This window comes from Rhodospirillaceae bacterium (assembly GCA_018660465.1).
GTDB lineage: Bacteria > Pseudomonadota > Alphaproteobacteria > Rhodospirillales > JABJKH01 > JABJKH01.
In genome coordinates this window covers 1-26,506 of the sequence record JABJKH010000112.1, presented here as the reverse complement: position 1 = coordinate 26,506, position 26,506 = coordinate 1, and the positions used below count along the sequence as shown (strand labels likewise).

The window sequence follows — 26,506 nt, the reverse complement described above, 5'->3', positions numbered from 1 at the left end:
CACATATCACGTGCGGAATTAATTGATCTAACATAAAGGGACATCAGCAGATCATGGCGAAAGAAAAATTCACATTCCAAGCGGAAGTCGGCAAGCTTCTCGATATCGTTGCCCATTCGCTCTACAGCCACAAAGAAATTTTTCTCCGTGAGTTGATTTCCAACAGCTCGGACGCGTGTGACAAATTGCGCTACGAAGCACTGACTCAAGCGGACCTGATCGAGGGTGACAGCAATTTCAATGTCACACTGACCTTAGATGCGAAGAAGAAAACCATGTCAGTGGCTGACAACGGCATCGGCATGAACCACGACGATCTTTTGGAAACACTCGGCACGATTGCCAGTTCCGGTACCCAGTCGTTTGTTGATCAATTGGGTAAAGACGATGGTAAAGACGTCGATTTAATCGGCCAGTTCGGCGTTGGGTTTTATTCAGCGTTTATGGTGTCGAAAAAGGTTGAAGTGCTGACCCGCAAAGCTGGCGAGGATAAGGCCTGGCTGTGGACTTCCGATGGCAAAGGCGAATTCACCATCGATGAGACCTCGCGGGACGGTCGTGGCACCACGGTCACCTTGTACTTTGCCAAGGGTGAGGACGAATATCTTGAGCCCATGCGAATTAAGAACATTGTTAAATCCCATTCAGACCATATCGGCATCCCGGTGATCCTGACGCCGAGTGAAGAGGGTGCTGAGCCGGAAACATTAAACGAAGCTTCGGCCCTTTGGACCCGGATGAAGAAGGACATCACCGAGGAACAATATAAGGAATTTTATCATCACGTTGGCGGCGGCTTCGACGAGCCTTGGATGACCGTCCACAACACGGTTGAAGGCGTTCTGTCGTATACAAACTTGCTCTTCATCCCGTCTGCCCGACCGTTCGATTTGTTCCAGCCGGAACGTAAGACCCACGTAAAGCTTTATGTAAACCGGGTCTTTATTACAGATGACTGTGAAGGGTTGCTGCCTGCGTACCTGCGGTTCTTGCGCGGCATCGTGGATTCTGAAGACCTGCCCTTGAACATCAGCCGCGAGATGTTTCAGCATGACCCGCGATTGGCCAAGATCAAGACAGGTCTGACCAAGCGGGTGCTGGGAGAGCTAAAGAAAAAAGCCGATAAGAAGGCCGATGAGTATGCGAATTTTTGGGAAAATTTTGGACAGTTGCTGAAAGAAGGCCTCTACGAAGACTTTGAAAATCGCGACAAGTTGCTGGAATTGGCTCGGTTCCATTCAACCAACGGTGAAGACCTAACCAGCCTCGCGGATTATCAGGGCCGTATGAAGGAAGGCCAGGATGCAATCTATTATATCAATGGCGAAGACCTAACCCAGGCGCGACGCAGTCCGCAATTGGAAGGTTTCAAAGCGGCCGGGATCGAAGTGCTGATCCTCACCGACCCGATTGATGAATTCTGGATGCCCACGGTTGGAGTCTACCAAGAAAAGCAATTTAAATCCGCGACCCGAGGCGGTGCTGATTTGGATAAGTTTAAGCCTGACGAGAAGAACGATGATAAAAAGGCTGAGGATAAGGCGGACACGCCCGCTTTGGACGCCTTATTTGCGAGTTTCAAGGAGGCCCTTGGCGAGCAAGTTAAAGATGTCCGTGCTTCGGATCGCCTAACCGATAGTGCTGTGTGTCTCGTTGCCGATGAGGGGGATCTGGATATCCACACCGAACAGTTGATGAAGCGTCATGCCCAGCTTCAAGGGGGCGGACCGACACCCCGAATTCTCGAAGTCAATCCTAATCACCCCCTGATCAAGCGTCTTGGCGAATTGGCGACTGCAGATGGCTCAGACGACGGCGCAGGAAACTCTGTGGCCGACGCGGCGTTTCTGTTGTTCGATCAGGCCCGCATCATGGAAGGCGAAGGCGTCACCGACGCAACAGAATTTGCCCGACGTATGGCCAGCATGATGGAAAAAGGCTTGGTGGGTTAGCTAATAAACTTGTTCTCAAGTGCCTGAATTTGTGAGCGAAAGCTTGGCCGCGCCAAGAATTCTACCGGTTTGTTTGGACTGAACGATGACGGCGCAGTTGTCTGGTTTGTGCTTGGCTAGGTTCAAGACATTGGCGGGAATGGTGACGGCTTTGCCGGACCATGTGCCGATCCGGCGCATGCCCCGCACGACATTATAGTTATAGAGCTTCCGCCCACTGTTTTCGCCGCGCCGGATATCGGTGCTGTGAGAATTGTCAAAGCCAATGAGATATATCTCGGCACTACCTTGGTCTTTAAAAGCCTCTACGCTGATTTGGACATCGCCCCCGGACTTTTGTTTAATTGTTACGGGCACGCTGTCGTTGCGCTGAGTCTTGGCTATTTTTTTATTGATGTCCGCGATGTTCGAGCCAACGGCTTGTTCTGAGCCCTGAATAACGACTTGCGGCGTATACACATAACTGAGGTTCATCTGCCGGGAATAGCGCCGCTGGCGCACTGTATGTTGAGGATTGGCGAACGGGTCTTTCCAGCCGATGTAGTCCCAATAATCCACATGGAACGACAACGCCAAAACATCATCACGTTTGGCCAACTCGCCAACATACGAATCCGCAGGCGGGCATGACGAACACCCTTGTGAGGTGAACAGTTCCACGACCGTTAAGGTTTTTTCTGCTGCCTGTGCCGAAAACGGTGTCAGAAGCAGAAATGCCGCGAACAAAACTGTTAGTTTTAAGTAACGCATCCAAAAACCTTAGAACGAAACGGATCACGCCGCCAATCACATGAGGGTGATGGCGGCGTGAAGCGTTTGTTAGATTTGTTATTAGAGATTTAAGCCGCGTGCAAATTCCCCAACACATAAGGCAGGATGCCGCCACTTTTGTAGTATTCGACTTCATCCAATGTATCGATGCGGCAGCGCACGGTGGTTTCTTCGCTTGAACCATCGGCGCGGTTGATCTTAACCGCGATGTCCATGCCAGGGGTGATGCCACCTTCGAACCCGGTCACGTCATAGGTTTCGGTGCCATCCAGCTTCAAGGACTTCCGGCCTTCACCGTTCTTGAATTCAAGTGGTAACACGCCCATGCCCAATAAGTTAGACCGGTGAATCCGCTCGAAGCTTTCGACAATAACCGCCTTGACGCCCAGCAACCGTGTGCCCTTGGCTGCCCAGTCGCGGGACGAGCCACTGCCGTATTCCTTGCCGCCGATAATGACCAAAGGCGTGCCTTCTGCCTGATACTTTACGGCAGCATCGTACATCGTCATCGGATCGCCTGATGGCATGAAGCGCGTAACGCCGCCTTCGGTGCCAGGGGCGACTTCGTTCTTGATGCGGATGTTGGCTAATGTGCCGCGCATCATGACTTGATGGTTGCCACGACGTGAGCCAAAGGAATTGAACTCATGGGGTCGAACTTGATGTTCCAGCAAATAATTCGCCGCCGGGCCGTCCGGTGCAATGCCACCCGCCGGTGAGATATGATCGGTGGTGACGGAGTCTGCAAGGATTGCCAGAGGCCGTGCGCCAACCACGTCTTTCATCGTGCCTGCGGCACCGCCGTCACCACTCTCAAAGAACGGCGGGTGCTGAACATAAGTTGACCCTGGGTTCCATTTATAGGTCAAGCCCGTCGGCGTCGGGATGCTCTTCCAACGGTCCGAGCCCTCCAACACGTTGTCGTAGCGCGCACGGAACATTTCAGGTGTGATGACCCTCGCGATGGTTTCTTGGATTTCCTGATCGGTCGGCCAAATGTCTTTCAGAAACACCGGATTGCCTTCGGAATCTTTGCCCAAGGGATCGTTGTAAAGGTCCCGGGTCAGAGACCCTGCCAGCGCATACGCCACCACGAGTGGCGGAGAAGCGAGGAAATTTGCCTTAACAAACGGACTGATGCGGCCTTCAAAGTTACGATTGCCGGACAGCACCGCCGTGGCAACGAGGTCGCCTTCGGTGATGGCGTCGGAAATTGGCTCATTCAGAGGGCCGGAGTTGCCAATACATGTCGTGCAGCCGAAGCCCGCAATGTTAAAGCCCAGTGCATCCAAGTCGTCTTGCAGACCGGCACCCTCCAGATAATCGGCAACAACCTGGCTGCCGGGTGCAAGGGATGTCTTGACCCATGGCTTAGACTGTAGGCCCTTCTTAACGGCATTCCGAGCAAGCAGCCCAGCGCCCATCAGCACGGAAGGATTGGATGTGTTGGTGCAGCTGGTGATGGCTGCAATCACGACATCGCCATCGCGGAGTTCGTGGTCCGCACCTTTGACTGCAACGCTCCGAGTTTCTGATATCCCGGCGAGGTCCGACAAAATTTTATCGAAACTCGCAGATGACTCAGACAACTGAATCTTGTCTTGAGGACGTTTAGGTCCGGAGATGCACGGCTCTACCGTGGAGATGTCCAGTTCCAGGGTGTCGGTGAAGACAGGGTCTGGGGTATCCGCATCCCGCCACATGCCGTTGGCCTTTGCATAGGCTTCTACCAGTGCGACCTGATCATCATCGCGACCCGTGAGTGTTAGATAACGGATGGTCTCTTTATCAACCGGGAAGAAGCCAATTGTGGCACCATATTCAGGGGCCATATTTGCAATGGTCGCCCGATCCGGCAGTGCCAAGTTATCAAGGCCTGGGCCATAGAATTCGACGAACTTACTGACCACGCCCAGTTCGCGCAGCATTTGCACGACGTTCAGCACCAAATCAGTCGCCGTGGTGCCTTCTTTCATTTTACCGGTCAGCTTGAAGCCAACGACTTCCGGGATCAGCATGGAAATGGGTTGACCTAACATGCAGGCTTCAGCTTCGATGCCACCGACGCCCCAACCCAACACGGCCAATCCACTGACCATGGTTGTGTGGCTGTCGGTGCCGACGCAGCTGTCAGGGTAGGCGACTGTCGTGCCACCATCATCAGCGGTGAAGACGGTCTTGGCGAGGTATTCAACGTTGACTTGATGACAAATGCCCGATCCCGGCGGGATCACGCGGAAATTATCAAATGCAGTCGCACCCCAGCGCAGGAATTCATAGCGCTCGGTGTTGCGTTCGAACTCAAGATCAATATTTTTTTCGAGAGCATCCGGTGTGCCGTAATAATCAATCATCACAGAGTGATCGACGACCAGATCAACCGGGGCTAAAGGATTAATTTTGGCCGGATCACCGCCCAATTCCACCATCGCGTCGCGCATAGACGCAAGATCAACAACGGCGGGGACGCCGGTCATGTCCTGCAACAAAATTCGCGCCGGGCGGTAGGCAATTTCGTGGGTCGATCGGCGATCTTTCAGCCAGTTGGCGACGGCTTCAACGTCTTCTGTGGTGACGGTACGACCATCTTCCCAACGCAGAAGATTTTCCAAAAGCACCTTTAGCGAAACGGGAAGGCGGGATAAATCGCCGAAGCCGGCCGAATTAGCAGCGGCTTCAAGGCTATAATAATCGTATTTCTTACCAGCGGCCTCGAGGGTCCTACGGGCTTTTAGCGTATCTTGACCAAATACCGACACGGTCTCTCTCCTTTATGGGAAACTTTGGAGCGAGTCAGTCACCACAAATCGCCCAAGATGTCTAGGACAAGTGTGCCAAAATAGCAGAATTACAGATATTATCGGGCGCGTTGCGCAAAGGTATCAGGAGCGCGATAGTTCGCCTGGCCCTGGCGCTTTTCGGCGCCGTCAAAGGCGCTCTGGCCATTTCTGCGTTCATTCGCAGCATTAGCGTGCGTCCGGCGGTCCTGACCCCCAATTTCCATTCGGCGCCGACGGCGGTCGGGACCAAAAAAATCTTGGCAGCGGATGAACAGGCGTTGCCGCTCAATGATCGAGCAAATTCTAGAATAAATCATTCCAGCCGATATGGGCTTTGCCAGAAATTCAGTCATTCCAGCATCCCTGGCCGTCATAATATGGCGGATTTCAGTATTGGCGGTGACGACGATGATTGGCACAAATGGATTTTTCGACTGATTTTCCTGCCGAATCATTTGCATCAAGGTGATGCCATTAAGGCCCGGCGACCAATCGGTGACGACAAGATCAAATTCTTCTTCTTGAAAAATTTGCAATGCATGGTCAGGTTTAGCCGTATCAACGATGCTTTCAACGCCCATTTCGCTAAGAATATTGCGCATGATCCGCCGCATATAATTATGTTTTTCGACCAAAAGGACGTTTAACCGCCGAATATCGTAATTTTTCACGTTTCTTAGTCTCCAATAACCAAAAAGATCACAGAAATTTACTTATTGCATACACTAATAAGCTGTCTACAAGCTTAAATTTAGGGAGGGGGCATAAAAATGCCACATTTATTTGCCTTAATAGTAATCGTAGACCTCCAAATCTACACCACCAGAGATCCCCCTCTCTGGTCCCCAACATCGGCGATTATCGCCGAACTTCATGGCCGGGCTCCGAAAGGATGTCCGGCCATTTTTTTATAATTGGACGTTATTGAGCCAACGGTGGAAAAGCAATGACAACTTCGATCCGGCGCCGGGGGCGAAATCCCAGTAGCCGGGCGACATGGCGCCAGTAAAATCGTAATGATAGCAACATTTTTGGAAGCCTTTATTCGAAAATCCCAGTGTTGAGAAACACCCAAAATGTGATCGCTGCATAGACAAGTGCAACCGCGATTAAGGTGCTGAAAAATTGGACCAGGGTCCGAAGAGGGTACATGTATTGTCGGCGGCCCTCTCCGGCCCTGGCCTCCTCCCTGACGGTCAAACCCGCCGCGGGTAACAGGCCAATTAATGCCTCCATTTCCAGTTCCCCCTTTTCGATCTTTCCAACAGGTTCATTTATCGCGCTGAAATGTGGCTGAGATGCGGCTCGACTAAGGTAATTTTGTGTGCCTGAAAGCTCTCTCATCGCCCTTCTAATATCTGGAGATATGGGCTAGCGTGTCGCCGAAACGACAACGGCGATCAAACGGACCTTTTTATGGCGCAATTTTCCGGCACGGACATCACCTGCGTACGGGGCGAGCGACGGGTATTCTCAGGATTGAATTACACCCTGGAAGACGGCGGTGCGCTTGTGCTGGTAGGTCCCAATGGCAGTGGTAAGTCGAGCCTGCTGCGACTCATGGCGGGTCTCTTGCGGCCGTATGAGGGGCAATTAACCTGGTCTGATGAGGTCATTCATGAAGACCCGGAAGCCCATAATGCGAAATTACATTACGTCGGCCACTTGGATGCTGTTAAACCCGTATTGAATGTTATTGAAAATATATTGTTTTGGGCGGAACTTCGGCAAGGTCGCAAAGGATTTGGTGTCGAACCCGCCTTGGAGGCCTTGGGCATTAGCCACTTGGGCGACGTGCCAGGGCGATATTTGTCAGCCGGTCAGAAACGTCGGGTAAATCTTTCTCGGCTTCTAGCAGCCCCAGCTCCGCTTTGGCTGCTCGATGAGCCAACCACGGCGCTGGATGCGCAGGCGATCAAGAGTCTCGCCGACATTATTGCTAAGCATCGGCAAGAAGGCGGCATGGTGGTCGTTTCTACTCATACGCCAATGGATTTGCCGGACGCGGAGATTCTCAACCTTGGCGATTTTACCGGGGGGGACATGCTATGAACTCGTTCACAGCTATTGTCCGCCGCGATTTGCATATGGCGTTCCGCCAAGGCTTCGACAGCCTGATGGTGGTGATGTTTTTTGTCTTGGCAGTAATCCTGTTCCCGTTTGGCGTCGGGCCGGAAGGCAATATCTTGGCGCGAATTGCCGCAGGTGTGATCTGGGTTGCGGCCCTGCTGTCGACCATGTTGTCGTTAGAACGCTTGTTTCAAACTGATTTTGAAGACGGCAGCCTGGAACTTTTGGTGCTGTCGCCGGTGCCTTTAGAAGTCGTGGTCGTGGCCAAAGTCGTCGGTCATTGGCTGACCACAGGCTTGCCGTTGATCATCGCCTCACCTTTGTTGGCAGTATTTTTAAACATGCACGGTGATGGATATCCGATGATGTTGGCCGCATTGGCGCTTGGAACGCCGACACTTAGTCTTATTGGCGCTGTCGGAGCCGCTTTAATTTTAGGAGCCCGACGCGGTGGTGTATTATTATCACTGTTGGTTTTACCATTGTTTATACCCGTATTAATTTTTGGTGTCAGTGCGGTCGATGCTGCGTTGGGCGGGTTCAGCGTCAAAGCGCAATTGCTGATTCTAGGCGCTCTTTTGTTGGCGGCCGCGCCCTTGTGTTCGTGGGCCGCCGCCGCCGCGTTACGCCAAGCTGTTGAATCTTCATGACGATCAATATCTCTTGGTATAAGGTCCCTCTTAATGTCACGTAATTTTATTCGCCAGGTCCTGTATCCCGCCATCAACAACCTCTTGCACCGCTACGCCAATCCGGCTCGGTTCATGCGGATGAGTGCGCGCGTCACACCGTGGTTGGCTGGGATTACAATTCTACTTGCAGGCGCCGGGCTTTATCTTGGGCTGTTTGTATCGCCTGCGGATTACCAACAAAGTGAGACCGTTCGAATCATGTATGTGCACGTGCCGGCGGCTTGGATTGCGCTGTCGTGCTATGTCGGCATGGCGGTTGGGGCGGCGGTTGGCTTGATTTGGAAGCACCCACTGGCCCATGTGATGACAAAAAGCAGTGCCCCGATCGGCGCAATATTTACATTTCTGGCGCTGTTAACGGGCTCGCTTTGGGGTAAGCCGATGTGGGGAACCTATTGGGTCTGGGATGCGCGACTGACGTCAATGCTGGTGCTGTTCTTTTTATATATTGGCTATATGGCGCTGAATAATGCTTTCGATGATCCCGGAAGAGGCACAACCGCATCCGCAATTTTGGTATTAGTCGGCTCCGTGAATATCCCAATTATCAAATTTTCCGTCGAGTGGTGGAACACGTTGCATCAACCGGCCAGTGTTATTCGGGCAGGCGGGCCAACAATTGATACGAGTATGCTCTGGCCCCTCTTGTTGATGATCGCGGCGTACACCACTTATTATGTGTGGGTCCTCTTTATACGGATGCGCACTGATATTATGGAAACCCGCCTCCGGGCGCTCCGGATGCGGCAAGTGCATGAACAGGCAGGCAGCTGATGCAAGAATTTCTAGACATGGGTGGATATGCTGCCTTTATTTGGCCTTGTTTCATCGTTAGTGCGGTGTTGCTGGTGGGATTGTTGGTGGTGAGCCGACGTCAGTTAAACACAACCCAAGCGACTTTAACCGCACTGGAGGCAGAAATGCCTGCCCGAAAGGATATGTCTTGAAGCCTAAACATAAGCGCCTGACCTTCGTTTTTGTTGCTGGAGTTTTGCTCGCATCTGCGGTCGCCTTGATGCTAGTGGCATTTGAAGAGAACATTGTTTTCTTCCACAGCCCAACGGATATTGTTGAAAAGAAAGTACCGACAGACCGTCGCATGCGCATTGGCGGCTTGGTTAAGGAAGGCAGCGTTAAAAATGGCGACGATGCGGTGGTTAGTTTCCAAGTGACCGATCTCACCAACACAATAGCGGTTACCTATAAAGGCATTCTTCCGGATCTATTTCGCGAAGGCCAAGGGGTGGTTGCTGAAGGACGCCTGACCGATGGGGTGTTCAAGGCCGACGAAGTGCTGGCCAAGCACGATGAAAACTACATGCCGCCAGAAGTCGCCGATGCGCTGAAAAAGTCGGGGCAATGGCAAGGTAACGTTAAGGAGAGCAAAAAATGATCGCTGAAGTCGGACATTTCGCGTTGGTCCTGGCCCTGGTGGTCGCAATGGTTCAGGCGAGCGTGCCGATGGTTGGGGCGGCTCGCAACAACGAAGTCTGGATGGCGCTATGTCGTCCGGCGGCCATTGCCCAGTTCCTGCTGGTAGCGTTATCATTCTTATGCCTGACCTATGCGTTCGTGACATCTGATTTTTCGGTTATCACGGTCGCCCAGAATTCACATACCGACAAACCGCTGATCTATAAAATTTCCGGCGTTTGGGGAAACCACGAAGGCTCAATGCTGTTGTGGGTTCTGATCTTGAGCATCTTCGGCTCTGCGGTGGCTTTCTTTGGCAGCAACTTACCGCCAGGCCTGCGCGCCCGTGCCTTGGCCGTGCAGGCATTGATTGCGGTTGGGTTTTATTTGTTTTTATTGCTGACGTCGAACCCGTTTGAGAGGGTTATTCCGCCGCCGATAAACGGCAATGATTTGAACCCGCTTTTGCAAGACTTCGGCTTGGCCATCCATCCGCCGATGCTGTACCTGGGCTATGTCGGCTTCTCGATGGCGTTCTCGTTTGCGATTGCGGCTTTGATTGAAGGCCGGGTCGATGCGGCTTGGGCGCGCTGGGTTCGGCCTTGGACCATGGCGGCGTGGTGTTTTCTGACCGGCGGCATCGCGCTTGGATCATGGTGGGCGTATTACGAATTGGGCTGGGGCGGATTTTGGTTCTGGGACCCAGTGGAAAATGCCTCGTTCATGCCCTGGTTGGCGGGGACCGCGTTACTGCATTCGTCCATCGTTGTTGAAAAACGTAATGCCATGAAGACCTGGACGGTGTTCCTGGCCATCGTCGCCTTTTCTTTCAGCCTTTTGGGAACCTTCCTGGTGCGCTCAGGTGTGCTGACATCGGTGCATGCTTTCGCGACGGACCCGGAACGGGGTGTGTTTATCCTGTTGTTGCTGATCATCGTGATTGGCGGCTCATTCGCGCTATTTGCGTGGCGCGGTCCGCAGTTGAAGAGCGAAGTCCTGTTTCAGCCGATCTCTCGCGAAGGTGGGTTGCTGCTCAATAATTTAATTATGACTGTCGCAGCGGCGGCAGTGCTCTTGGGAACGTTGTATCCCCTCTTCCTGGATGCCATTGGCGGCGGCAAGGTATCAGTAGGCGCCCCCTTCTTTAATGCGGTCTTCATCCCACTGATGATACCGATGATCGCGGCCATGGCGGTGGGGCCTCTGTTGTCATGGAAGCGGGCTGACCTTGGTCCTGCATTGAAACGTTTGTGGATCGCAGCAGCTGCCATGTTGGCGATGGTTGTGGCAACCTGGATCCTGATTACAGACGGCCCGTTCATGGGCTTGGTTGGGGTGGCACTTGCAACCTGGCTGGGCGTTGGCACGCTGGTGTCGTTTGCGGATCAGATTAAGTTATTCAGAGTGCCAGGTGCTGAAAGCCTGTCGCGACTTCGTCGCACACCCAGGGCGACGTGGGGCATGACCCTTGCACATCTGGGAATTGCCATCGCCATTGCCGGTGTAACGGGTGCGGGTGCTTGGAAAATCGAAAGCGTTCAAGTGATGAAGCCCGGCGACAAGGTTACCGTCGGCGGCTACGAATACGAATTCAAGGGAGCCACCGAGCACCCCGGTCCCAACTACACAGCCCGTCGCGGCCTGTTTATTGTGAGCAAGGACGGCAAAGTGTTCACCGCGATGGAGCCTGAGAAACGTTTTTATCCTGTGCAAAACATGCCAACCACAGAGGCCGCCATCCATAGTACTCTATGGGGCGACCTGTACGCCGTTGTCGGTGACCCCCAGGGAACCGACGGTGGTTTTGTCACGCGAATATATTTCAATCCGTTGGTGATCTGGATGTGGATGGGTGGTCTTCTGATGATGTTCGGCGGCTTTTTAAGTTTGACCGACCGGCGCTATCGAATTGGCGCCCCGACCCGCAGGCAGGCGGGTGCGGCACCCGTGGCGGCGGAATAGGTTGACCCGAAAATGAAACGGCTTGTGTACCTTCTTCCGCTCGGTGTGTTTATGGTCTTGGCCATTTATTTTGCTGTCGGCTTGACGAAAGACCCGCGCAAACTGCCCTCTGTTTTGATCAACACGCCAGTGCCGGAATTTGATCTGGTAGCCATTCAGGGACGTGATCGCGGCTTTTCCAGTAAAGATTTGAAAGGCGAGGTGTCGCTGGTCAATGTCTTTGGGTCCTGGTGCGTCGCGTGCCAGGTTGAACATCCGTTTTTGATGAAGCTGGCGAAACAGAAACTGGTTCCAGTCCATGCCATTGATTGGCGCGAAGTTAATCGTACGGCTGGCCCCGCATGGCTGAAAAAATATGGCGACCCTTATACGCTGATTGGGGATGACCCCCGTTCAAAGGGTGCGATTGCTTTTGGAGTGACGGGCGCGCCGGAGACCTTTCTTATCGATGCTGAAGGCGTGATCCGATATAAATATATAGGTCCGCTTTCGCAACAAAGTTGGGATGAAACAATATGGCCAATCATCCAAAAGCTCCGCCAGACGATAAAACAAAAGGCAGGAGCCAAGTCATGAGGGCGTTGCTGTTGAGTTTGATGTTGAGCCTAATGGCAATGCCTGCATTTGCTGTGCTGCCCAGCGAAATCTTGAAGGATCCAGCACTTGAAGAACGGGCACGGGACATCAGTAAGGGACTTCGGTGCTTGGTGTGTCAGAACCAATCGATTGACGATTCCGACGCGACCTTGGCCCGCGACCTCCGAGTTCTGGTGCGAGAACGCTTGGTCTCGGGCGATAGCAATGAGCAAGTGATGGACTACGTGGTTTCCCGCTACGGCGATTTTGTCTTGCTGAACCCGCCATTCAAAACCAGCACCTTGGTTTTGTGGATTGGGCCATTTGTTTTTTTTCTAATTGGTTTAATTACCTTGGGCGTCATGTTCCGTAAACGTACACAAGTTGTGACCGAGGCCGGAGCCCCGGCATTGAGCACTGACGAAGAAAAACGCGTAAATGCACTTTTGAAGGATGATGACGCATGATGGCGCTTTGGATGATGATCGTCATGCTGACGGCGGGAATTGTCGCCGTGTTGTTGGTGCCGATGGCATTTCGCCGTCAGGCAGGCGCCGCGCCGCGCGAAGATTACGATCTGAACGTCTACAAAGACCAATTGAGCGAGGTCGACAAAGATCTGGAGCGGGGCCTTGTTAGCGACGCCGAAGCCGTTGCCGCTCGCACCGAAATCAAACGCCGCATGCTGGCGATCATTCCGTCAAATCAAACCGATGCTGCTCAGGAAGGTGGCCGCGGAGTGATGATCGGCATCGGCGCGTTTGTCTCAGTTAGCGCGATTGCGGGATATCTGTGGCTGGGTTCCCCGAACCAACCGGACGTCCCCTTCGCCTCCCGCAATGTTCCGCAACAGACGGCAAGCAGCGCGCCCGGCCCCACGCAAGATGGGGGATTGGGCAGCGTTGTTACCAGTCTTGCGGAACGTTTGAAAACCAATCCCAACGACATGCAAGGCTGGATTTTGCTAGGTCGGTCCTACATGTCGATGGAACGACCAAACGACGCGGCCGAGGCATTTAAACGTGCCATAGACTTGGGCGGCAACCGACCTGATGTTATGGCCGATTATGCTGAAGCGTTGGCGATCGCAGCGGACAATGCGGTGCCGGCAGAGGCTCGGCTGACTTTTTTCCAAGTTCTGAGCGATGATCCTTATAATGTCAAAGCGCGGTTTTATTTAGGCTTGGATCAAGCGCAGCAAGGAAATTTCCGAGACGCCATGCAACAATGGACCGACTTGATCGCGGTTTCTCCGCCGGGTGCACCGTGGATCGAACAAGTCCGCAGTCAAATTGCCAAGGCAGGTCGATCCGGCAAAGTGGATCCCGGTACGATTAAGCCTTCTAAGGCAGCGCTTGCGTTTGCCAAAGTTAGACCGGCCCCACCACCCCAACCAAAAATGCCCCCTGCCACTGCGGCAGCTCCCAGTTCAACTCCAGGCCCCACCCAAGAAGACATGAAGGCCGCACAGGAAATGTCGTCGGAGGATCGTCAAGCAATGATCCGGTCGATGGTTCAGCGCTTGGCCGATCGTTTGGAAGAAAATCCCAACGACAAGCAGGGATGGATGCGTCTCGCGCGGGCGTACGAGGTGCTGGGTGAAAAAGAAAAAGCGAAGAAGGCACGAGAACGGGCGGCGGCGGTTAAGTAGCGGGTACGCCCGCAATGCCTTTCTCAATTAAGGCGCCAATTTGGGGGTCTAATAATCCCAACTCCTCCGCCAACACCTGCTCTGTATGTTCCCCTAAAATGGGTGCTCCGCCGGGGGAAGTTCGTTCCGCGCCAGAAAAATCTATCGGGCTTCCCGCCGTCAGGACTTTGCCAATCCCCGGATTGAGAACGTTTTCGAACATTGGGTTGTTATCTGAGACCCTGGGGTCTTCCTCAACCACTTGAGAAAAAGATTGGTAGGGTCCCCAGCAAACACCAGCTTCATCAAAAGTTTCTCTGATATCTTGAAGAGTACGCAAATTGACCCAAGGTTTGATCAAGGCGACGATCTCGTCTCGCCCTGCCCATCTATCGGCTTCGTCTTTCAGGTCCCACCCGTTAGCTGCTTCCAATAGGGCGACTTCCTTGGCAATCCCCACGGCCTCGACGAGCACGCTCCAATGGCGCGGCGTAAAGGCGGTGACAACGACCCGTCGGTTGTCTTTGGTTTCAAAGTCATGAGAAAACGTGCCGTAGACATGATTGCCGGTTTTCGGACGTTCGGCGTTATTGATTTGAACTTCACCAATAAATCCCAATGCGCTCAACACATGGAATGGAGCATCTGATAAAGCCAGTTTCACGAACTGTCCGTCGCCGGTGTCTCTGCGATGACGTTCCGCTGCCATCAAGCCATTGACCGCTTGTAGTCCTGCGATGAGGTCCCAGGCTGGCAGAACGCTGTTCACCGGTTGATTGTGATCTATGGGACCGGTGATTGACGGAAATCCAGCAGCAGCGTTGACCGTGTAATCAAGCGCCACCGAGCCATCCCGATTACCGGACAGGCTCACCATGATCAGATCGTTACGTTTAACTTTCAGGGTTTCAAAGTCGAGCCATCCCCGAGCAGGCAAGTTGCTGAGCACAATCCCCGCACCTGGGTCCGACCGGGTCATTAGGGCGTGGGCGATTTCTTGGCCTTCCGGGTCGCGCACATTCAGAGTGACTGATCGCTTACCTTTATTCAGTCCTGCCCAATACAAACTTCGCCCGTTCTCCGTCAGCGGCCAGCGGTTGTAATCGAGTCCACCGCCGATGGGATCAATGCGAATGACGTCGGCTCCCATTTGCGCCAGGGTTAGCCCAGCATAGGGGGCCGCAATAAATGCTGTGGCTTCGACGATTTTCAGATCCGACAGCAGGGCGGTCATTGTTAACTGGCTTCCAGCTCGTTGATTGCTTCCGCCATCGCAACCAACTGCTTAGCACTTTCGACGTGCAGGTTTTCGACGAGCTTACCTTCGACCACGACGACTCCCTTGCCTTCTTTCAAAGCACCGGCGTGGGCCTCAATGATTTTGTGGGACCAAGCCAGTTCATCTTCGCTGGGACCAAATACTTCGTTGGCGGCGGCGATGGTCTTGGGATGAATCAGAGTCTTGCCATCGAAGCCTAATTCCCGACCTTGAATACAGGACGTGCGAAAACCGTCGTCATCGTTTAGGTCCAGATGTACGCCATCAAGCACAGCCAACCCCGCCGCCCGTGCTGCGAGAACGCACATGTTGAGGGTTGTCATGAATGGCAGCCGCATTTCCGTGTGCGCAGCGCCCAGGTCTTTGGCCAGGTCAGACGTGCCCATCACGAACGCGCCCATGCGCGGGTGTGAGTCCGCAATTTCTTCGGCATGCAGGATCGCCCGCGGGGTTTCCATCATGCACCAGATTGCCATGGTCTCAGGCGCGCCGACGCTGTCCATGATGTTTGCTGCCTGGTGTACGGCTTCGGCGCTGTCGACTTTGGGGATCAGAATGGCATCGGCATTAGTACCTGAAATAGTTGCAATATCATCGAAGCCCCAAGGCGTGGTCAGGGCGTTGACCCGAACCGCCAGTTCTCGTCCACCGTAGCCGCCCTCGCCTAATGCCGCGACAATCTGTTGGCGGGCATCGGCTTTGGCGTCTGGTGCGACTGAATCTTCCAAATCAATGACCAACGCGTCTGCCGGTAGGGTTCGGCCCTTATCCAGAGCGCGGGCGTTTGAGCCGGGCATATAGAGGACACTGCGACGAGGACGGGATGAGTTGGTCATAATTAGGCTCCTTTATTAGCCACGAACGAAATTTTTTTTGCAGGGTAACCTACAAGTCCTTGGGGCTCAATTCCAAAGCTACCACAAGGGGTTGGGGGTCTGAAAATATGCCGGATAAAGCGACATTTCCCATAACGAATTGTTAAACCTAGGCATGCTTCCTTAGTAGTCTCCCAAGCGCATTTGGGGCGGGGCCTAAACTTAAAACGGTTTACAAATGAACTTCGTTAATACCGAGCAGCAACCGACAGAGAAGAACCAACTGAGTAAGGGATTAACCGTCCCTAGCGCGGCGGATAAGGCACCTGGCTATCTTGAAAACCTCAAGTTTTTAATCGTCGATGATAATGCCTTCATGCGGTCGATTGTTAAGAACGTTTTGAATTCTCTCGACGCGCGTTATTTCCGTGAAGCGGCAGACGGTGCGGAAGCGCTAAAAATTTTGCAGAGCGGCTTTACTCCTGATATCGCCATTGTAGATTGGGAAATGAAGCCACTGGACGGCATTGAGTTGGTTCAAATGATTCGCACTGCACCCGATAGCGCCAATCCGTTTTTGCCCATCATTATGCTTTCTGGACATTCTGAAGTGAGCCGTATTCTGCAAGCCAGGGATGCTGGTGTGAATGAATTCGTGGTCAAACCGATCTCTGTTAAATCGCTGTTTAGCCGAATTGATTCGCTCATCAACAAGCCTCGGAAATTTATCAGGGCAGGCAGTTTTTTTGGTCCTGATCGCCGTCGCCGCACAATTGATGTTGGAATTTCAGACCGGCGCGGCGAAGCAGCCCCTGACCAAAGCCAAAGCCTGACCACCGATCAGGTGTCCGAACTTCTCGCGCAATAGAATTCTTAGCAATCCATTAACTGAATCGCTCTAGAGTATAACTCTGCGGTTTTACCGCGGCCTCAGAACGAGGCTAAATCTTTAGAATAGAGAGACAGTACCGTGACTTATATTCGATCAAATTTTCCGCCCACCGGGTTGGAGGACCTTCGTGTCCTTCTCGTCGATGACAACGAGCTTACCCGCCGAATGATGGAGCGTGTTCTCCGAGCCTTTGGCATCACCCAAATTTGCCATGCGTCTGACGGCGAAGAAGCCTTGGAAACTGCGCGCCTGTATTTTCGCCCGAACGTGATTATTACTGATTGGGACATGAAGCCCATGAACGGTTTGACGTTCGTGTCTGAACTTCGGATGACCCAGCCTTCTAGCGTGAATATACCTGTTGTGATGGTTTCTGCTCGTACAGGGGAGAGTGCTATTCGTTCAGCCATGGATGCAGGCGTTGACGAATACCTGACCAAGCCTATCGATCCGACAGCGCTTTATCACGTGCTAGCCCAGGTCACCGGGAAGATGGGTTTGGGACAGGCCAGCGTCGCACCTTGCGCCGCAGCCCATCCGTAATCCAGCTTCTTAAGCCGCCTTCTGTAGGTAGCTTGCAATCAGCTCTTCAGCAATTTGGATGGTGTTGAGTGCGGCACCTTTGCGCAGGTTGTCCGCCACCACCCAAATGTTAAGCCCGTTCTTAATCGTCGGGTCTTTCCGGATGCGACTAACGTAGACCGCGTCTTCACCAGCGCACTCAACCGGGGTCACGTAGCCTTCATCCGCGCGGTGATCCACAACAACGACGCCAGGCGTATTTTTCAACGCGTCGCGGGCTTCCTCTTCAGAAATCGGCTTTGCAAATTCGATGTTGATCGCTTCGGCATGGCCAATAAATGTTGGAACACGCACACAGGTTGCCGTCAAATCTATCGCCGGGTCGAGAATTTTCTTGGTCTCTGCCGACATCTTCCATTCTTCCTTGGTCGAGCCATCATCCATGAAGATGTCGATGTGGGGAATGCAATTAAACGCGATCTGCTTTGGAAAAATTTCTTGATTGTCGTGCGCCGGTTGGTTTACGAAAATGCCCTTGGTCTGATTAAACAGTTCATCCATGGCGTCTTTACCACTACCGGACGTGGACTGATAGGTCGAAACCACCACGCGCTTAATCGATGCCAGATCGTGCAGCGGCTTTAGCGCTACCACCATCTGAATGGTCGAACAATTCGGGTTGGCAATAATGCCGCGCTTGGTGTAGCCGGCAATAGCGCCGGGATTAACTTCGGGTACAACCAACGGCACATCCGGGTCCATACGGAACTGAGATGTGTTGTCAATGATCACAGCCCCGGCTTTGGCGGCCTTGGGGCAGAATTCAGCGGATACCTTGGCCCCCGGTGAAGACAGCACAATATCGGTGCCGGTGAAATCATAGTCAGCAAGGTTTTGGACCTTTAGGTCGTCATCGCCACAGGATACTTCTTTGCCAACCGACCGCGCAGAGGCAAGTGCCACCACTTCATCGGCAGGAAATTCTCGTTCACTCAGTGTGTTCAGCAGTTCACGTCCCACGTTCCCCGTGGCACCGACTACCGCAACTTTGTATCCCATAACAACTCCTTCAAGCACCAGACATCAGGAACGCCTGATAACAACATAGACTCTGATTTTAACAGATTTTCCAGCGGGGCGGATTTTTATCAGCCTAACTCTCTTTGGACAAGGGAGTTATTTCTGAATCTGGGGTGGTGACGTTGGTTTTATGACGGCGACAAGAGGCCGATGATCACTGCCAATATCAGGCCCGACAGTGAGGGATGTAATATCCAGCCCAGATGTAGGTAGGATATGATCAATTGGAATCCGTAATTGCGAGGGCGAAAAGGGTCCCCATGTTGGCAAAAAACCTCGGTTTTTCCGAGGATCATTCAACCCAGCAGTTTCTAAAAATTGTTTGTATGCGTGGGAAAATGGTGTGGTGTTTAAATCACCTGCGACCAGGGTTGGGCCGGGCCGGCTTGAGACCCAATTTGCAACGGCCTGTAAATGGGCGTTTCTGAGTCGAAGTCTCTCTATACCAACGGGCGGTAACGCGTGAATTGCAGCAATATGATAAGTCTGGCCCTTAATCGATAACTCAAAAAGCAGACTTGGAATGTTCTGATTCTTTAGGAAGTAGCGGGTTTCTGCGGCTTTTATAGAATTTTTAGAAAAAACCATCATTCCGAAATGTTGGGCGCGAGATACAAACAGTTTATAGGGATAAATTTCGTTCAGGGGGCTCATGGCCTGAACCCAGCGGTCGTTGGTCTCGATAAGGACTAAAAGATCTGGGTTCTCTTTTCGGGCGAAGGAAAGAACGGCGTTATGGTCGCGGTTTGCCGTAAGGATGTTTGCCACTGCAACTTTAAAAGACCCTCTCGTCGAAGCTTGGGCACCACCGGTCGGCAAGTAAGACCACAATACCAAGCCATTTATAACGGCTGCACCTAAGAACATATTGGTTGCCCACTTGGCACGTGTCCCCATGCACATAATCAAGAGGCAGGTAACAAATCCTATGATTGCAGCGCCAAAATATTGGAAGCGGAAATGCGACAACAGGTCGATGATCAAATTGTTGGTTGGTAAAAAAGCGCTGGCCGAGACGATTAAAAGCAAGGCGGCGCAGATAAATATGGGGCGTTCAAGTTTCATCATTTTAGCGTTTTTACTGTGAAGCCTCATAGAATAGCGAATATTACGGCAAAAAAAGGGTGGACTGCCAAGTCCACCCTTTTTCATCATTTACGCAAATTATTCAAGCTATGCCGCCAACTTATCCAATTCACCAATTAGGGTTTCGCCCATGACTTCGGTGGAGACCTTGGCCTTGCCGGGCTGCATGATGTCTGCGGTGCGCATGCCACCATCGAGGACGTTCTTAACCGCCTGCTCAATCATGTCAGCGTCTTCACCCATGTCGAAGGAATAGCGCAGGCACATGGCATAACTCAGCAAGGTCGCCAGCGGATTGGCAGCACCTGTACCGGCGATGTCGGGGGCGGAGCCGTGGACTGGCTCAAACATGGCCCGGCGACGCCCGCTTTCGTCGGCTTCGCCCAAGCTGGCCGATGGCAACATGCCGAGAGAACCCGTACACATCGATGCTTCGTCAGACAGGATATCACCGAACAGATTGTCAGTTACAATCACGTCGAACTGTTTGGGATTGCGGACCAACTGCATGGCCGCGTTATCGGCGTACATGTTTTCGAATTCCACATTCGGGAATTCGGTTTTGTGGACGTGTTCGGCTTCTTCGCGCCACAGCACACCTGCTTCCATGACGTTGGCTTTTTCGCACGACGTCACTTTGTTGTTGCGCTTTTCAGCCAGTTCACAGGCGATCCGAACGACCCGACGAATTTCATTTGTGGTGTATCGGTGAGTGTTGATGCCAACCCGTCCGCCGCCTTCAGGATCATCCTCAACGCCGCGGGGTTGACCGAAGTACATGCCGCTGGTGAGTTCACGAACGATCATGATGTCGAGACCCTGGACGATTTCGAGTTTCAGGGTCGAGGCCTCCGCCAACGCATCAAACACGATGGCCGGACGTAAGTTCGCGAAAAGGTCCATTTCTTTGCGGAGCCTTAGCAGGCCGCGTTCTGGCTGCATATCAAAGGGCAAGGTTTCCCATTTAGGCCCCCCGACAGCGCCAAGAAGAACCGCATCCACACCCATGGCATCGGCCATGGTGTTGTCATGCAAGGGGGTGCCGTAGCGATCATAGGCCGCACCGCCGACATCGTCTTCTTGAATGTCGAAAGAGACATGGCGGCGTTTGTCCATCCAGTCGATGACGCGACGGACTTCGACCATGCATTCACGACCAATGCCGTCGCCGGGTAGGATGAGAAGTTTCTTATTTCCGGCCATGGTGCTGACCCTTTCTTAATTTTCTTGTTTGTAAAAGTTTAGCCAGCTAACCAGGGCTCTGACGCCTTCTTGCCGTCTTCGAATTTGGAGATGGCATCGTCTTTTTTCATCGTCAGGCCGATATCGTCCAAGCCTTCCAACAGGCATTTCTTTTTGAACGGATCGAGCTCAAACGAAATGGTTCCGCCATCAGGACCGGTAATAGTCTGTGCTTCCAAATCCACTGTGATGGTGGCATTGGCACCACGCTCGGCATCTTCCATCAACTTGTCCACGTCTTCCTGCGGCAACTTGATCGGCAAGACGCCGTTCTTAAATGAGTTGTTGTAAAAGATATCGGCGAAGTCGGGTGCGATCACACAGGTGATGCCGAAATCCAACAAGGCCCAAGGAGCATGCTCGCGACTGGACCCACAGCCAAAATTATCACCAGCGACAATAATCTTTGCGTCACGGTAGGCCGGTTTATTCAGTACGAAATCTTCGATCTCTGAACCATCATCGTTAAACCGCATCTCAAAAAACAAACTTTTGCCGAGACCGGTGCGTTTGATGGTTTTCAGGAACTGCTTGGGGATGATCATGTCGGTGTCGACGTTGATCATGTTCAGAGGAGCTGCGACTCCGGTCAATTGGGTAAACTTTTCCATTGCTTCTCTCCTTTCCTAGCTTAAGTCCCGGACATCGGTCAGATGACCTGTCACGGCGGCTGCGGCAGCCATGGCGGGGCTGACCAAATGTGTGCGTCCGCCTCGACCTTGGCGGCCTTTAAAGTTACGGTTGGAAGTGGATGCGCATCTTTCTTCCGGCTCCAATTTATCTTCATTCATGGCGAGGCACATGGAGCATCCGGGCTCACGCCATTCAAAACCAGCTTCGAGAAGAATTTTATCAATGCCTTCTTCCTCTGCCTGTTCCTTGACCAAGCCGGAGCCCGGAACTGCCAAGGCGCGGACGCCATCGGCGACTTTCTTTCCTTTGGCAACCGCCGCTGCGGCGCGGAAATCTTCGATGCGACCATTTGTGCAGGAGCCGATAAAGACCGTATCCACGGCGATTTCATTCAGCGGTGTGCCCGCATCCAAGCCCATGTATTCCAAAGACCGTTCGATGGACTCACGCTTTAAATCGTCGCCTTCATCTGCCGGGTTGGGAACAGCGCCCGTGATCGGCAGCGCGTCTTCCGGGCTGGTACCCCAGGTGACGTAAGGAATGATATCAGCGGCATTCAAGGTTACTTCCTTGTCGTAGCTTGCACCCTCGTCAGATACCAAAGTCTTCCAATAGGTCACAGCAGCTTCCCACTCTGCACCCTTGGGCGACATTGGGCGGCCTTTGAGGTATTCGAATGTCTTGTCATCAGGCGCAACCAGACCCGCGCGTGCGCCCCCCTCAATGGTCATGTTGCACATGGTCATACGGCCTTCCATCGACAAATTACGAACTGCTTCGCCCGCATATTCGATGACGTGCCCGGTACCACCGGCAGTCCCAATGGTGCCGATGATTGCCAGGATCAAATCCTTCGCCGTGACACCAACAGGTAATTCTCCGTCGACCGTGACCCGCATGTTTTTGGCAGGGGTCTGCAACAAGGTTTGTGTCGCCAGAACGTGTTCGCACTCAGACGTCCCAATGCCGAACGCCAGCGCGCCGAACGCGCCGTGGGTCGCGGTATGGGAATCACCACAGACGATGGTTGACCCCGGCAAGGTGAAGCCTTGTTCAGGGCCAATGATGTGGACAATGCCTTGGCGGATGTCGTTCATATCAAACAGCTGAACGCCAAACTTCTTACAATTCTTTACAAGCTCTTCCACTTGGATGCGGGATTCTTCTTCGGTGATGCCACCAGAGCGATCCGTCGTCGGAACGTTATGGTCCGCGACTGCCAATGTCAGGTCCGTCCGACGCACTTTGCGTCCGGCCAGTGTCAAGCCTTCAAAGGCCTGTGGGCTGGTGACTTCATGAACCAAGTGGCGGTCGATGTATAACAGGCACGTGCCGTCATCTTGTACGTCGACCAAGTGGCTGGCCCAAATTTTGTCGAACATTGTCCGCGGACTAGTCATCCCGCAATCTCCTGTCTTGTTGCTTTATGGAAAAAGCGGACCGCTCCTTAAATCAGGAGCAGTCTCGCCTCGAACCTCTACTCTGTAGCTGCAGTTTCTGGCGCCGCTTCTTCTTTAGCCGCAGCTTTTTTCTTACCCTTCTTACCCTTCGAAGACTTGCCCTTGCTCTGAGCCTTGGCTTCAGCCGCTGTGGCTAGGTCCTGTTGGGTCAGCTTACCAGAATAACCATCAGTCTTCTCAGCGATCCGAGCAGACTTACCAGTACGGCCCCGAAGATAATATAGCTTCGCCCGGCGCACATCACCCCGGCGTACAACATCAATGCTGTCGATGGATGGGGAATAAAGCGGGAAGACCCGCTCGACACCTTCGCCATAGCTCAGCTTACGAACCGTAAACGAAGAATTCAGCCCAGAGTTTTTGCGCGCGATGCAAACCCCTTCATAGACCTGAATACGCTCGCGGGTCCCTTCGACGACCTTGACGTTCACTTTAACCGTGTCACCTGCAGCAAATTCTGGCACAGGCCGTTCACCGGTGAGTTTCGCCAGTTGTTCTTTTTCGATTTCTTCAATTATATTCATAGTTCACTTCCTTATATCTAAACCGTTTTTGCACCGGAGATTAATCCCGGCAACAAAATTTCTATTCAGCGGTATACCTGCTCCATAGATCGGGCCGCCGTTTCCTTGTCGCGGCTTCGGCTTCCGCCAATCGCCACGCGCGAATTTTTTCGTGGTGCCCGGATAAAAGAACCTCTGGCACAGCCCGGCCATCCCAATTTTGGGGCCGGGTAAAGTGGGGATATTCCAATAACCCCCGATTAAAACTCTCTTCCTCCAGCGACTTATCGCTGCCGATCACACCGGGCAGCAAGCGCACACAGGCATCAATCAGCGCAATCGCTGCGGGCTCGCCGCCGGACAGGACAAAATCGCCTAAGCTGATTTCTTCCACGTCATGTGCCTCCAGGACCCGGGCATCTACCCCTTCAAAGCGGCCACACAGAACAGTCATACCAGGACCGTCTGCCAGTTCCCGGACCCGTTCCTGATCAGCCGGACGACCACGGGGCGACAGATAAATGAGCGGAACGTTATCCGCTTTATCTTTAGCCGCACCAATCGCCGCGTCTACCACGTCGGGTCGCATCACCATCCCAGGGCCACCGCCGAAAGGCGTGTCGTCCACAGTGCGGTGTTTATCGCGTGCAAAGTCCCGAATGTCCACCGTTTCCAGCCTCCAACGACCGTCGTCAAGCGCTTGACCCGCGAGCGAATGGCCTAACGGTCCTGGAAACATTTCCGGGAACAACGTTAGCACTGTCGCCTTCCACGTGGCCTCCTGCGCTTTAGCCGTCATTTCGTCTCTTCTTCCTCTGGTTCCCCTGGTTCAAACAACCCGTCCGGGGGATCTATCACCACTCGGCCCTCGCCGATTAATATTTCTGGCACCACCTCTTTGGTAAACGGCACCAAAAAACTTACTTCCGCTTCGATCTCCAAAAAGGGGCCGGCACCATGGTCTTCAACCGCCGTGACCTTTCCAAGGTCGCTTCCATCCAATCCCACCGCTGTTAGACCAATCAGGTCTGTATGGTAGAATTCATCTTCTTCCGCATCCGGCAATTTGTCCCTGGAGACAAAAAGCTCGGTTCCTTTTAAAGCTTCTGCTGCCGTTCGGTCATTTACATCACCAATCCGGGCCAGCAGTTGGCCTTTTGCCGATCCGGTCACCTTGACCTTGAAGGTCTTAGTGCCGGTTTCACTCAGAAGCTCACCATACGTCGCGATATCCTTTGGCTCTGCGGTGAAGCTTTTAATTCGGACTTCACCTTTTAAGCCTCGGACCCCAGTGATAACGCCCACCAGGACCAAGTTATCGTCGACGCCGCTAATTAGCTCGCTGCCGCTTCTTCAGCGGGAGCATCTTCCGCCGGTTTTTCTTCAGCAGGCGCTTCCTCAGCAGCTGCCTCTTCCGCAGGTGCTTCTTCCACAGGTGCTTCTTCGGCAGGTGCTTCTTCGGCAGGCGCTTCTTCGGCAGGCGCTTCCTCAGCGGCAGTCTCTTCAGCAGGCGCTTCTTCAGCCGGAGCGTTGGCGGCTTCTTCTGCTTCCTTCAGGCGTTCCTGCGCTTTGGCTTTGGGCAGGTGCTGTTTGGTCTGCTCAGGGATTGCAGGCTTTTCACCCATGTTTGCATCAGCCAAGAAGCGTGCCACCCGATCGGACGGCTGGGCACCAACGCCGAGCCAGTATTTGATGCGTTCTTCATTCAGGGTCACCCGCTGACCGCTGTCTTTCGGCAGCATCGGGTCATAGGTGCCGACCCGTTCGATATAGCGACCGTCGCGGGGGCTTCTGCTGTCGGCAATGACAACGCGGTAGTACGGACGTTTTTTAGCACCACCTCTGGAGAGCCGAATTCTAATAGACATATTTTGCTGTTTCCTTATCTCTGTTCGATCTTTTGGTTGATTTAAGTGTCTTATCTAATGGGTGGCATAGGGGGCATCATGCCGGGCATCATTCCCCCCATGCCGCCCATCAGACCGCGTTTTCCTTTTTTACCCATCTTCTTCATCATCAACGTCATCTGCTTATATTGTTTAAGCAGTCGGTTGACTTCTTGAACCGTGGTGCCCGCACCGGCAGCAATCCGCCGTCTGCGCGACCCGTTCAAGATTTTCGAGTTTTCTCGTTCTTTCTGCGTCATCGATAAGATGATCGCTTCCTGACGGGCAATCATCTTGTCGTTAACGTTGGCTTCTTTAAGCTGGTTCTTGATCTTGCCAACCCCTGGCAGCATGCCAAGCAGGCCTTCCATATCGCCCATTTTCTTAATTTGGCCCAGTTGCTGGAGCATGTCGTCCAGGGTAAAGCGGCCTTTGATCAATTTCTTGGCCATGGCTTCGGCTTCTTCTTGGTCGATCTGCTCGGCAGCCTTTTCAACCAACCCAACCACATCGCCCATGCCTAAGATGCTGCCGGCAACCCGTTCAGCCTGAAAGCTATCGATGGCGTCCAGGCCTTCGCCGGTGCCCATCAGTTTAATCGGGCACCCGGTGACCGACCGCATGGACAACGCCGCACCGCCTCTTGCATCACCATCGACCCGGGTCAGGGCAATGCCGGTGACGCCAGCTTTCTCGTGGAATTCCTTGGCGACATTGACTGCATCTTGACCCGTCAAGGCGTCGGCCACCAACAAGGTTTCGGTTGGCGATGTCGCGGCGCTAACGGCAGCGACTTCATCCATCAATTTCTGATCGATGTGCAGACGACCGGCGGTATCCAAGACAACAACGTCGTAGCCTTCCTTGCGGCCTGTATCCATCGCCCGATTGGCAATCGCCAAGGGCTGCTCACCAAACACAACGGGAAGGGTCGCAACCTCGGCTTGTTCGCCAAGAACGGCCAACTGCTGCTGGGCGGCAGGACGGTAGATGTCCAACGATGCCATCAGAACTTTTTTCTTGTCACGAATTTGCAGCCGACGCGCCAACTTGGCACTGGTGGTGGTCTTGCCGGACCCCTGTAAACCAACCATCAGGATGGCGACTGGCGGTGTGCCGTTCAAATTAATTTCGTTTTCGCCGGCACCCAAGACGTCAACAAGGTTATCGTGGACGACCTTGATCATCATCTGGCCCGGCGTCACGCTGCTGAGAACTTCGTGTCCAACAGCACGCTCACGAACGGCGGCAACAAAGTCTTT

Annotated in this window: 28 protein-coding genes; 12 read left to right on the top strand and 16 right to left on the bottom strand. The window is 53.2% G+C overall.

Annotated elements, in window-relative coordinates; genetic code table 11:
- Positions 1-53: 53 nt before the first annotated feature.
- Entirely contained in the window at positions 54-1,952 is a 1,899-nt protein-coding gene (htpG, locus tag HOM51_18710) for a molecular chaperone HtpG (GenBank protein ID MBT5036548.1), read from the top strand.
- Between the two features lie 15 nt (positions 1,953-1,967).
- Here htpG and HOM51_18705 read toward each other — a convergent pair whose 3' ends face one another.
- The 4 genes from HOM51_18705 to HOM51_18690 all read right to left on the bottom strand — a co-directional run bounded on the left by HOM51_18705 (position 1,968) and on the right by HOM51_18690 (position 6,739).
- The gene (locus tag HOM51_18705; GenBank protein MBT5036547.1) at positions 1,968-2,702 is read right to left on the bottom strand and encodes a DUF1223 domain-containing protein; all 735 of its coding nucleotides are present in this window, start codon (positions 2,700-2,702) and stop codon (positions 1,968-1,970) included.
- Positions 2,703-2,791: 89 nt separating this feature from the next.
- Positions 2,792-5,482, bottom strand: a complete 2,691-nt coding sequence (gene acnA, locus HOM51_18700) for an aconitate hydratase AcnA (GenBank protein MBT5036546.1) — start codon at positions 5,480-5,482, stop codon at positions 2,792-2,794.
- Between the two features lie 98 nt (positions 5,483-5,580).
- On the bottom strand, positions 5,581-6,174 hold the full coding sequence (locus HOM51_18695; GenBank protein ID MBT5036545.1) for a response regulator: 594 nt from the start codon (positions 6,172-6,174) through the stop codon (positions 5,581-5,583).
- Between the two features lie 370 nt (positions 6,175-6,544).
- Entirely contained in the window at positions 6,545-6,739 is a 195-nt protein-coding gene (locus HOM51_18690) for a hypothetical protein (protein MBT5036544.1), read from the bottom strand.
- Between the two features lie 180 nt (positions 6,740-6,919).
- Here HOM51_18690 and ccmA point away from each other — a divergent pair, with 180 nt between their 5' ends.
- From ccmA to ccmI, 9 genes are all read left to right on the top strand, one after another.
- Positions 6,920-7,555 carry a heme ABC exporter ATP-binding protein CcmA gene (ccmA, locus tag HOM51_18685; GenBank protein MBT5036543.1) on the top strand — a complete coding sequence of 212 codons (636 nt, stop codon included), beginning with the start codon at positions 6,920-6,922 and terminating at the stop codon, positions 7,553-7,555.
- Positions 7,552-8,223, top strand: coding sequence for a heme exporter protein CcmB (ccmB, locus tag HOM51_18680; GenBank protein MBT5036542.1), 672 nt, complete (start codon positions 7,552-7,554; stop codon positions 8,221-8,223). The genes ccmA and ccmB overlap by 4 nt, the downstream gene beginning before the upstream one ends.
- Before the next feature lie 84 nt (positions 8,224-8,307).
- On the top strand, positions 8,308-9,039 hold the full coding sequence (locus tag HOM51_18675) for a heme ABC transporter permease (protein ID MBT5036541.1): 732 nt from the start codon (positions 8,308-8,310) through the stop codon (positions 9,037-9,039).
- Entirely contained in the window at positions 9,039-9,212 is a 174-nt protein-coding gene (gene ccmD / locus HOM51_18670; protein MBT5036540.1) for a heme exporter protein CcmD, read from the top strand. Before HOM51_18675 ends, ccmD begins: the two co-directional genes overlap by 1 nt.
- Positions 9,209-9,658 carry a cytochrome c maturation protein CcmE gene (gene ccmE, locus HOM51_18665; protein ID MBT5036539.1) on the top strand — a complete coding sequence of 150 codons (450 nt, stop codon included), beginning with the start codon at positions 9,209-9,211 and terminating at the stop codon, positions 9,656-9,658. Before ccmD ends, ccmE begins: the two co-directional genes overlap by 4 nt.
- On the top strand, positions 9,655-11,640 hold the full coding sequence (locus tag HOM51_18660; GenBank protein MBT5036538.1) for a heme lyase CcmF/NrfE family subunit: 1,986 nt from the start codon (positions 9,655-9,657) through the stop codon (positions 11,638-11,640). Before ccmE ends, HOM51_18660 begins: the two co-directional genes overlap by 4 nt.
- A 12-nt stretch (positions 11,641-11,652) precedes the next feature.
- Positions 11,653-12,216 (top strand): DsbE family thiol:disulfide interchange protein, encoded by a 564-nt coding sequence (locus HOM51_18655; protein MBT5036537.1) that lies wholly within the window; start codon positions 11,653-11,655, stop codon positions 12,214-12,216.
- Complete coding sequence (locus tag HOM51_18650) at positions 12,213-12,683, top strand: cytochrome c-type biogenesis protein CcmH (GenBank protein MBT5036536.1); 471 nt, start codon at positions 12,213-12,215, stop codon at positions 12,681-12,683. Before HOM51_18655 ends, HOM51_18650 begins: the two co-directional genes overlap by 4 nt.
- Entirely contained in the window at positions 12,680-13,867 is a 1,188-nt protein-coding gene (gene ccmI, locus HOM51_18645) for a c-type cytochrome biogenesis protein CcmI (GenBank protein ID MBT5036535.1), read from the top strand. The genes HOM51_18650 and ccmI overlap by 4 nt, the downstream gene beginning before the upstream one ends.
- Here ccmI and HOM51_18640 read toward each other — a convergent pair.
- The gene (locus HOM51_18640; GenBank protein MBT5036534.1) at positions 13,860-15,080 is read right to left on the bottom strand and encodes a 2-methylfumaryl-CoA isomerase; all 1,221 of its coding nucleotides are present in this window, start codon (positions 15,078-15,080) and stop codon (positions 13,860-13,862) included. The two genes, ccmI and HOM51_18640, sit on opposite strands and share 8 nt — an antisense overlap.
- Before the next feature lie 2 nt (positions 15,081-15,082).
- The gene (locus HOM51_18635) at positions 15,083-15,961 is read right to left on the bottom strand and encodes a CoA ester lyase (protein ID MBT5036533.1); all 879 of its coding nucleotides are present in this window, start codon (positions 15,959-15,961) and stop codon (positions 15,083-15,085) included.
- Between the two features lie 217 nt (positions 15,962-16,178).
- Here HOM51_18635 and HOM51_18630 point away from each other — a divergent pair, with 217 nt between their 5' ends.
- The gene (locus tag HOM51_18630) at positions 16,179-16,808 is read left to right on the top strand and encodes a response regulator (GenBank protein ID MBT5036532.1); all 630 of its coding nucleotides are present in this window, start codon (positions 16,179-16,181) and stop codon (positions 16,806-16,808) included.
- Between the two features lie 102 nt (positions 16,809-16,910).
- Positions 16,911-17,375: a response regulator gene (locus tag HOM51_18625; protein ID MBT5036531.1), complete on the top strand. Its 465-nt coding sequence runs from the start codon at positions 16,911-16,913 to the stop codon at positions 17,373-17,375.
- Positions 17,376-17,384: 9 nt separating this feature from the next.
- On the opposite strand, the gene HOM51_18620 is transcribed toward HOM51_18625, so the two are convergent.
- From HOM51_18620 to ffh, 10 genes are all read right to left on the bottom strand, one after another.
- Positions 17,385-18,413: an aspartate-semialdehyde dehydrogenase gene (locus HOM51_18620; GenBank protein ID MBT5036530.1), complete on the bottom strand. Its 1,029-nt coding sequence runs from the start codon at positions 18,411-18,413 to the stop codon at positions 17,385-17,387.
- A gap of 117 nt (positions 18,414-18,530) precedes the next feature.
- On the bottom strand, positions 18,531-19,502 hold the full coding sequence (locus HOM51_18615; GenBank protein ID MBT5036529.1) for a hypothetical protein: 972 nt from the start codon (positions 19,500-19,502) through the stop codon (positions 18,531-18,533).
- Positions 19,503-19,607: 105 nt separating this feature from the next.
- Entirely contained in the window at positions 19,608-20,723 is a 1,116-nt protein-coding gene (gene leuB / locus HOM51_18610; protein ID MBT5036528.1) for a 3-isopropylmalate dehydrogenase, read from the bottom strand.
- 38 nt (positions 20,724-20,761) lie between these two features.
- Positions 20,762-21,373, bottom strand: coding sequence for a 3-isopropylmalate dehydratase small subunit (gene leuD / locus HOM51_18605; GenBank protein MBT5036527.1), 612 nt, complete (start codon positions 21,371-21,373; stop codon positions 20,762-20,764).
- A 15-nt stretch (positions 21,374-21,388) separates the two neighbouring features.
- Positions 21,389-22,795: a 3-isopropylmalate dehydratase large subunit gene (gene leuC / locus HOM51_18600; GenBank protein ID MBT5036526.1), complete on the bottom strand. Its 1,407-nt coding sequence runs from the start codon at positions 22,793-22,795 to the stop codon at positions 21,389-21,391.
- 77 nt (positions 22,796-22,872) lie between these two features.
- Positions 22,873-23,379, bottom strand: a complete 507-nt coding sequence (gene rplS / locus HOM51_18595) for a 50S ribosomal protein L19 (protein ID MBT5036525.1) — start codon at positions 23,377-23,379, stop codon at positions 22,873-22,875.
- Positions 23,380-23,440: 61 nt separating this feature from the next.
- Positions 23,441-24,157 (bottom strand): tRNA (guanosine(37)-N1)-methyltransferase TrmD, encoded by a 717-nt coding sequence (gene trmD / locus HOM51_18590; GenBank protein MBT5036524.1) that lies wholly within the window; start codon positions 24,155-24,157, stop codon positions 23,441-23,443.
- Complete coding sequence (gene rimM, locus HOM51_18585; GenBank protein ID MBT5036523.1) at positions 24,154-24,672, bottom strand: ribosome maturation factor RimM; 519 nt, start codon at positions 24,670-24,672, stop codon at positions 24,154-24,156. Before rimM ends, trmD begins: the two co-directional genes overlap by 4 nt.
- A 20-nt stretch (positions 24,673-24,692) precedes the next feature.
- On the bottom strand, positions 24,693-25,226 hold the full coding sequence (gene rpsP, locus HOM51_18580; protein ID MBT5036522.1) for a 30S ribosomal protein S16: 534 nt from the start codon (positions 25,224-25,226) through the stop codon (positions 24,693-24,695).
- A gap of 50 nt (positions 25,227-25,276) precedes the next feature.
- Positions 25,277-26,506: signal recognition particle protein (gene ffh / locus HOM51_18575; protein ID MBT5036521.1), on the bottom strand; the 1,230-nt coding region annotated here is incomplete at its 5' end.

Coding starts and splice junctions, on each gene's coding strand:
- htpG (MBT5036548.1), top strand. CDS start 54: ATGGCGAAAGAAAAATTCACATTCCAAGCGGAAGTCGGCAAGCTTCTC.
- HOM51_18705 (MBT5036547.1), bottom strand. CDS start 2,702: ATGCGTTACTTAAAACTAACAGTTTTGTTCGCGGCATTTCTGCTTCTG.
- HOM51_18690 (MBT5036544.1), bottom strand. CDS start 6,739: ATGGAGGCATTAATTGGCCTGTTACCCGCGGCGGGTTTGACCGTCAGG.
- ccmA (MBT5036543.1), top strand. CDS start 6,920: ATGGCGCAATTTTCCGGCACGGACATCACCTGCGTACGGGGCGAGCGA.
- ccmB (MBT5036542.1), top strand. CDS start 7,552: ATGAACTCGTTCACAGCTATTGTCCGCCGCGATTTGCATATGGCGTTC.
- ccmD (MBT5036540.1), top strand. CDS start 9,039: ATGCAAGAATTTCTAGACATGGGTGGATATGCTGCCTTTATTTGGCCT.
- HOM51_18660 (MBT5036538.1), top strand. CDS start 9,655: ATGATCGCTGAAGTCGGACATTTCGCGTTGGTCCTGGCCCTGGTGGTC.
- HOM51_18655 (MBT5036537.1), top strand. CDS start 11,653: ATGAAACGGCTTGTGTACCTTCTTCCGCTCGGTGTGTTTATGGTCTTG.
- HOM51_18650 (MBT5036536.1), top strand. CDS start 12,213: ATGAGGGCGTTGCTGTTGAGTTTGATGTTGAGCCTAATGGCAATGCCT.
- ccmI (MBT5036535.1), top strand. CDS start 12,680: ATGATGGCGCTTTGGATGATGATCGTCATGCTGACGGCGGGAATTGTC.
- HOM51_18640 (MBT5036534.1), bottom strand. CDS start 15,080: ATGACCGCCCTGCTGTCGGATCTGAAAATCGTCGAAGCCACAGCATTT.
- HOM51_18635 (MBT5036533.1), bottom strand. CDS start 15,961: ATGACCAACTCATCCCGTCCTCGTCGCAGTGTCCTCTATATGCCCGGC.
- HOM51_18630 (MBT5036532.1), top strand. CDS start 16,179: ATGAACTTCGTTAATACCGAGCAGCAACCGACAGAGAAGAACCAACTG.
- HOM51_18620 (MBT5036530.1), bottom strand. CDS start 18,413: ATGGGATACAAAGTTGCGGTAGTCGGTGCCACGGGGAACGTGGGACGT.
- HOM51_18615 (MBT5036529.1), bottom strand. CDS start 19,502: ATGATGAAACTTGAACGCCCCATATTTATCTGCGCCGCCTTGCTTTTA.
- leuB (MBT5036528.1), bottom strand. CDS start 20,723: ATGGCCGGAAATAAGAAACTTCTCATCCTACCCGGCGACGGCATTGGT.
- leuD (MBT5036527.1), bottom strand. CDS start 21,373: ATGGAAAAGTTTACCCAATTGACCGGAGTCGCAGCTCCTCTGAACATG.
- leuC (MBT5036526.1), bottom strand. CDS start 22,795: ATGACTAGTCCGCGGACAATGTTCGACAAAATTTGGGCCAGCCACTTG.
- rplS (MBT5036525.1), bottom strand. CDS start 23,379: ATGAATATAATTGAAGAAATCGAAAAAGAACAACTGGCGAAACTCACC.
- trmD (MBT5036524.1), bottom strand. CDS start 24,157: ATGACGGCTAAAGCGCAGGAGGCCACGTGGAAGGCGACAGTGCTAACG.
- rpsP (MBT5036522.1), bottom strand. CDS start 25,226: ATGTCTATTAGAATTCGGCTCTCCAGAGGTGGTGCTAAAAAACGTCCG.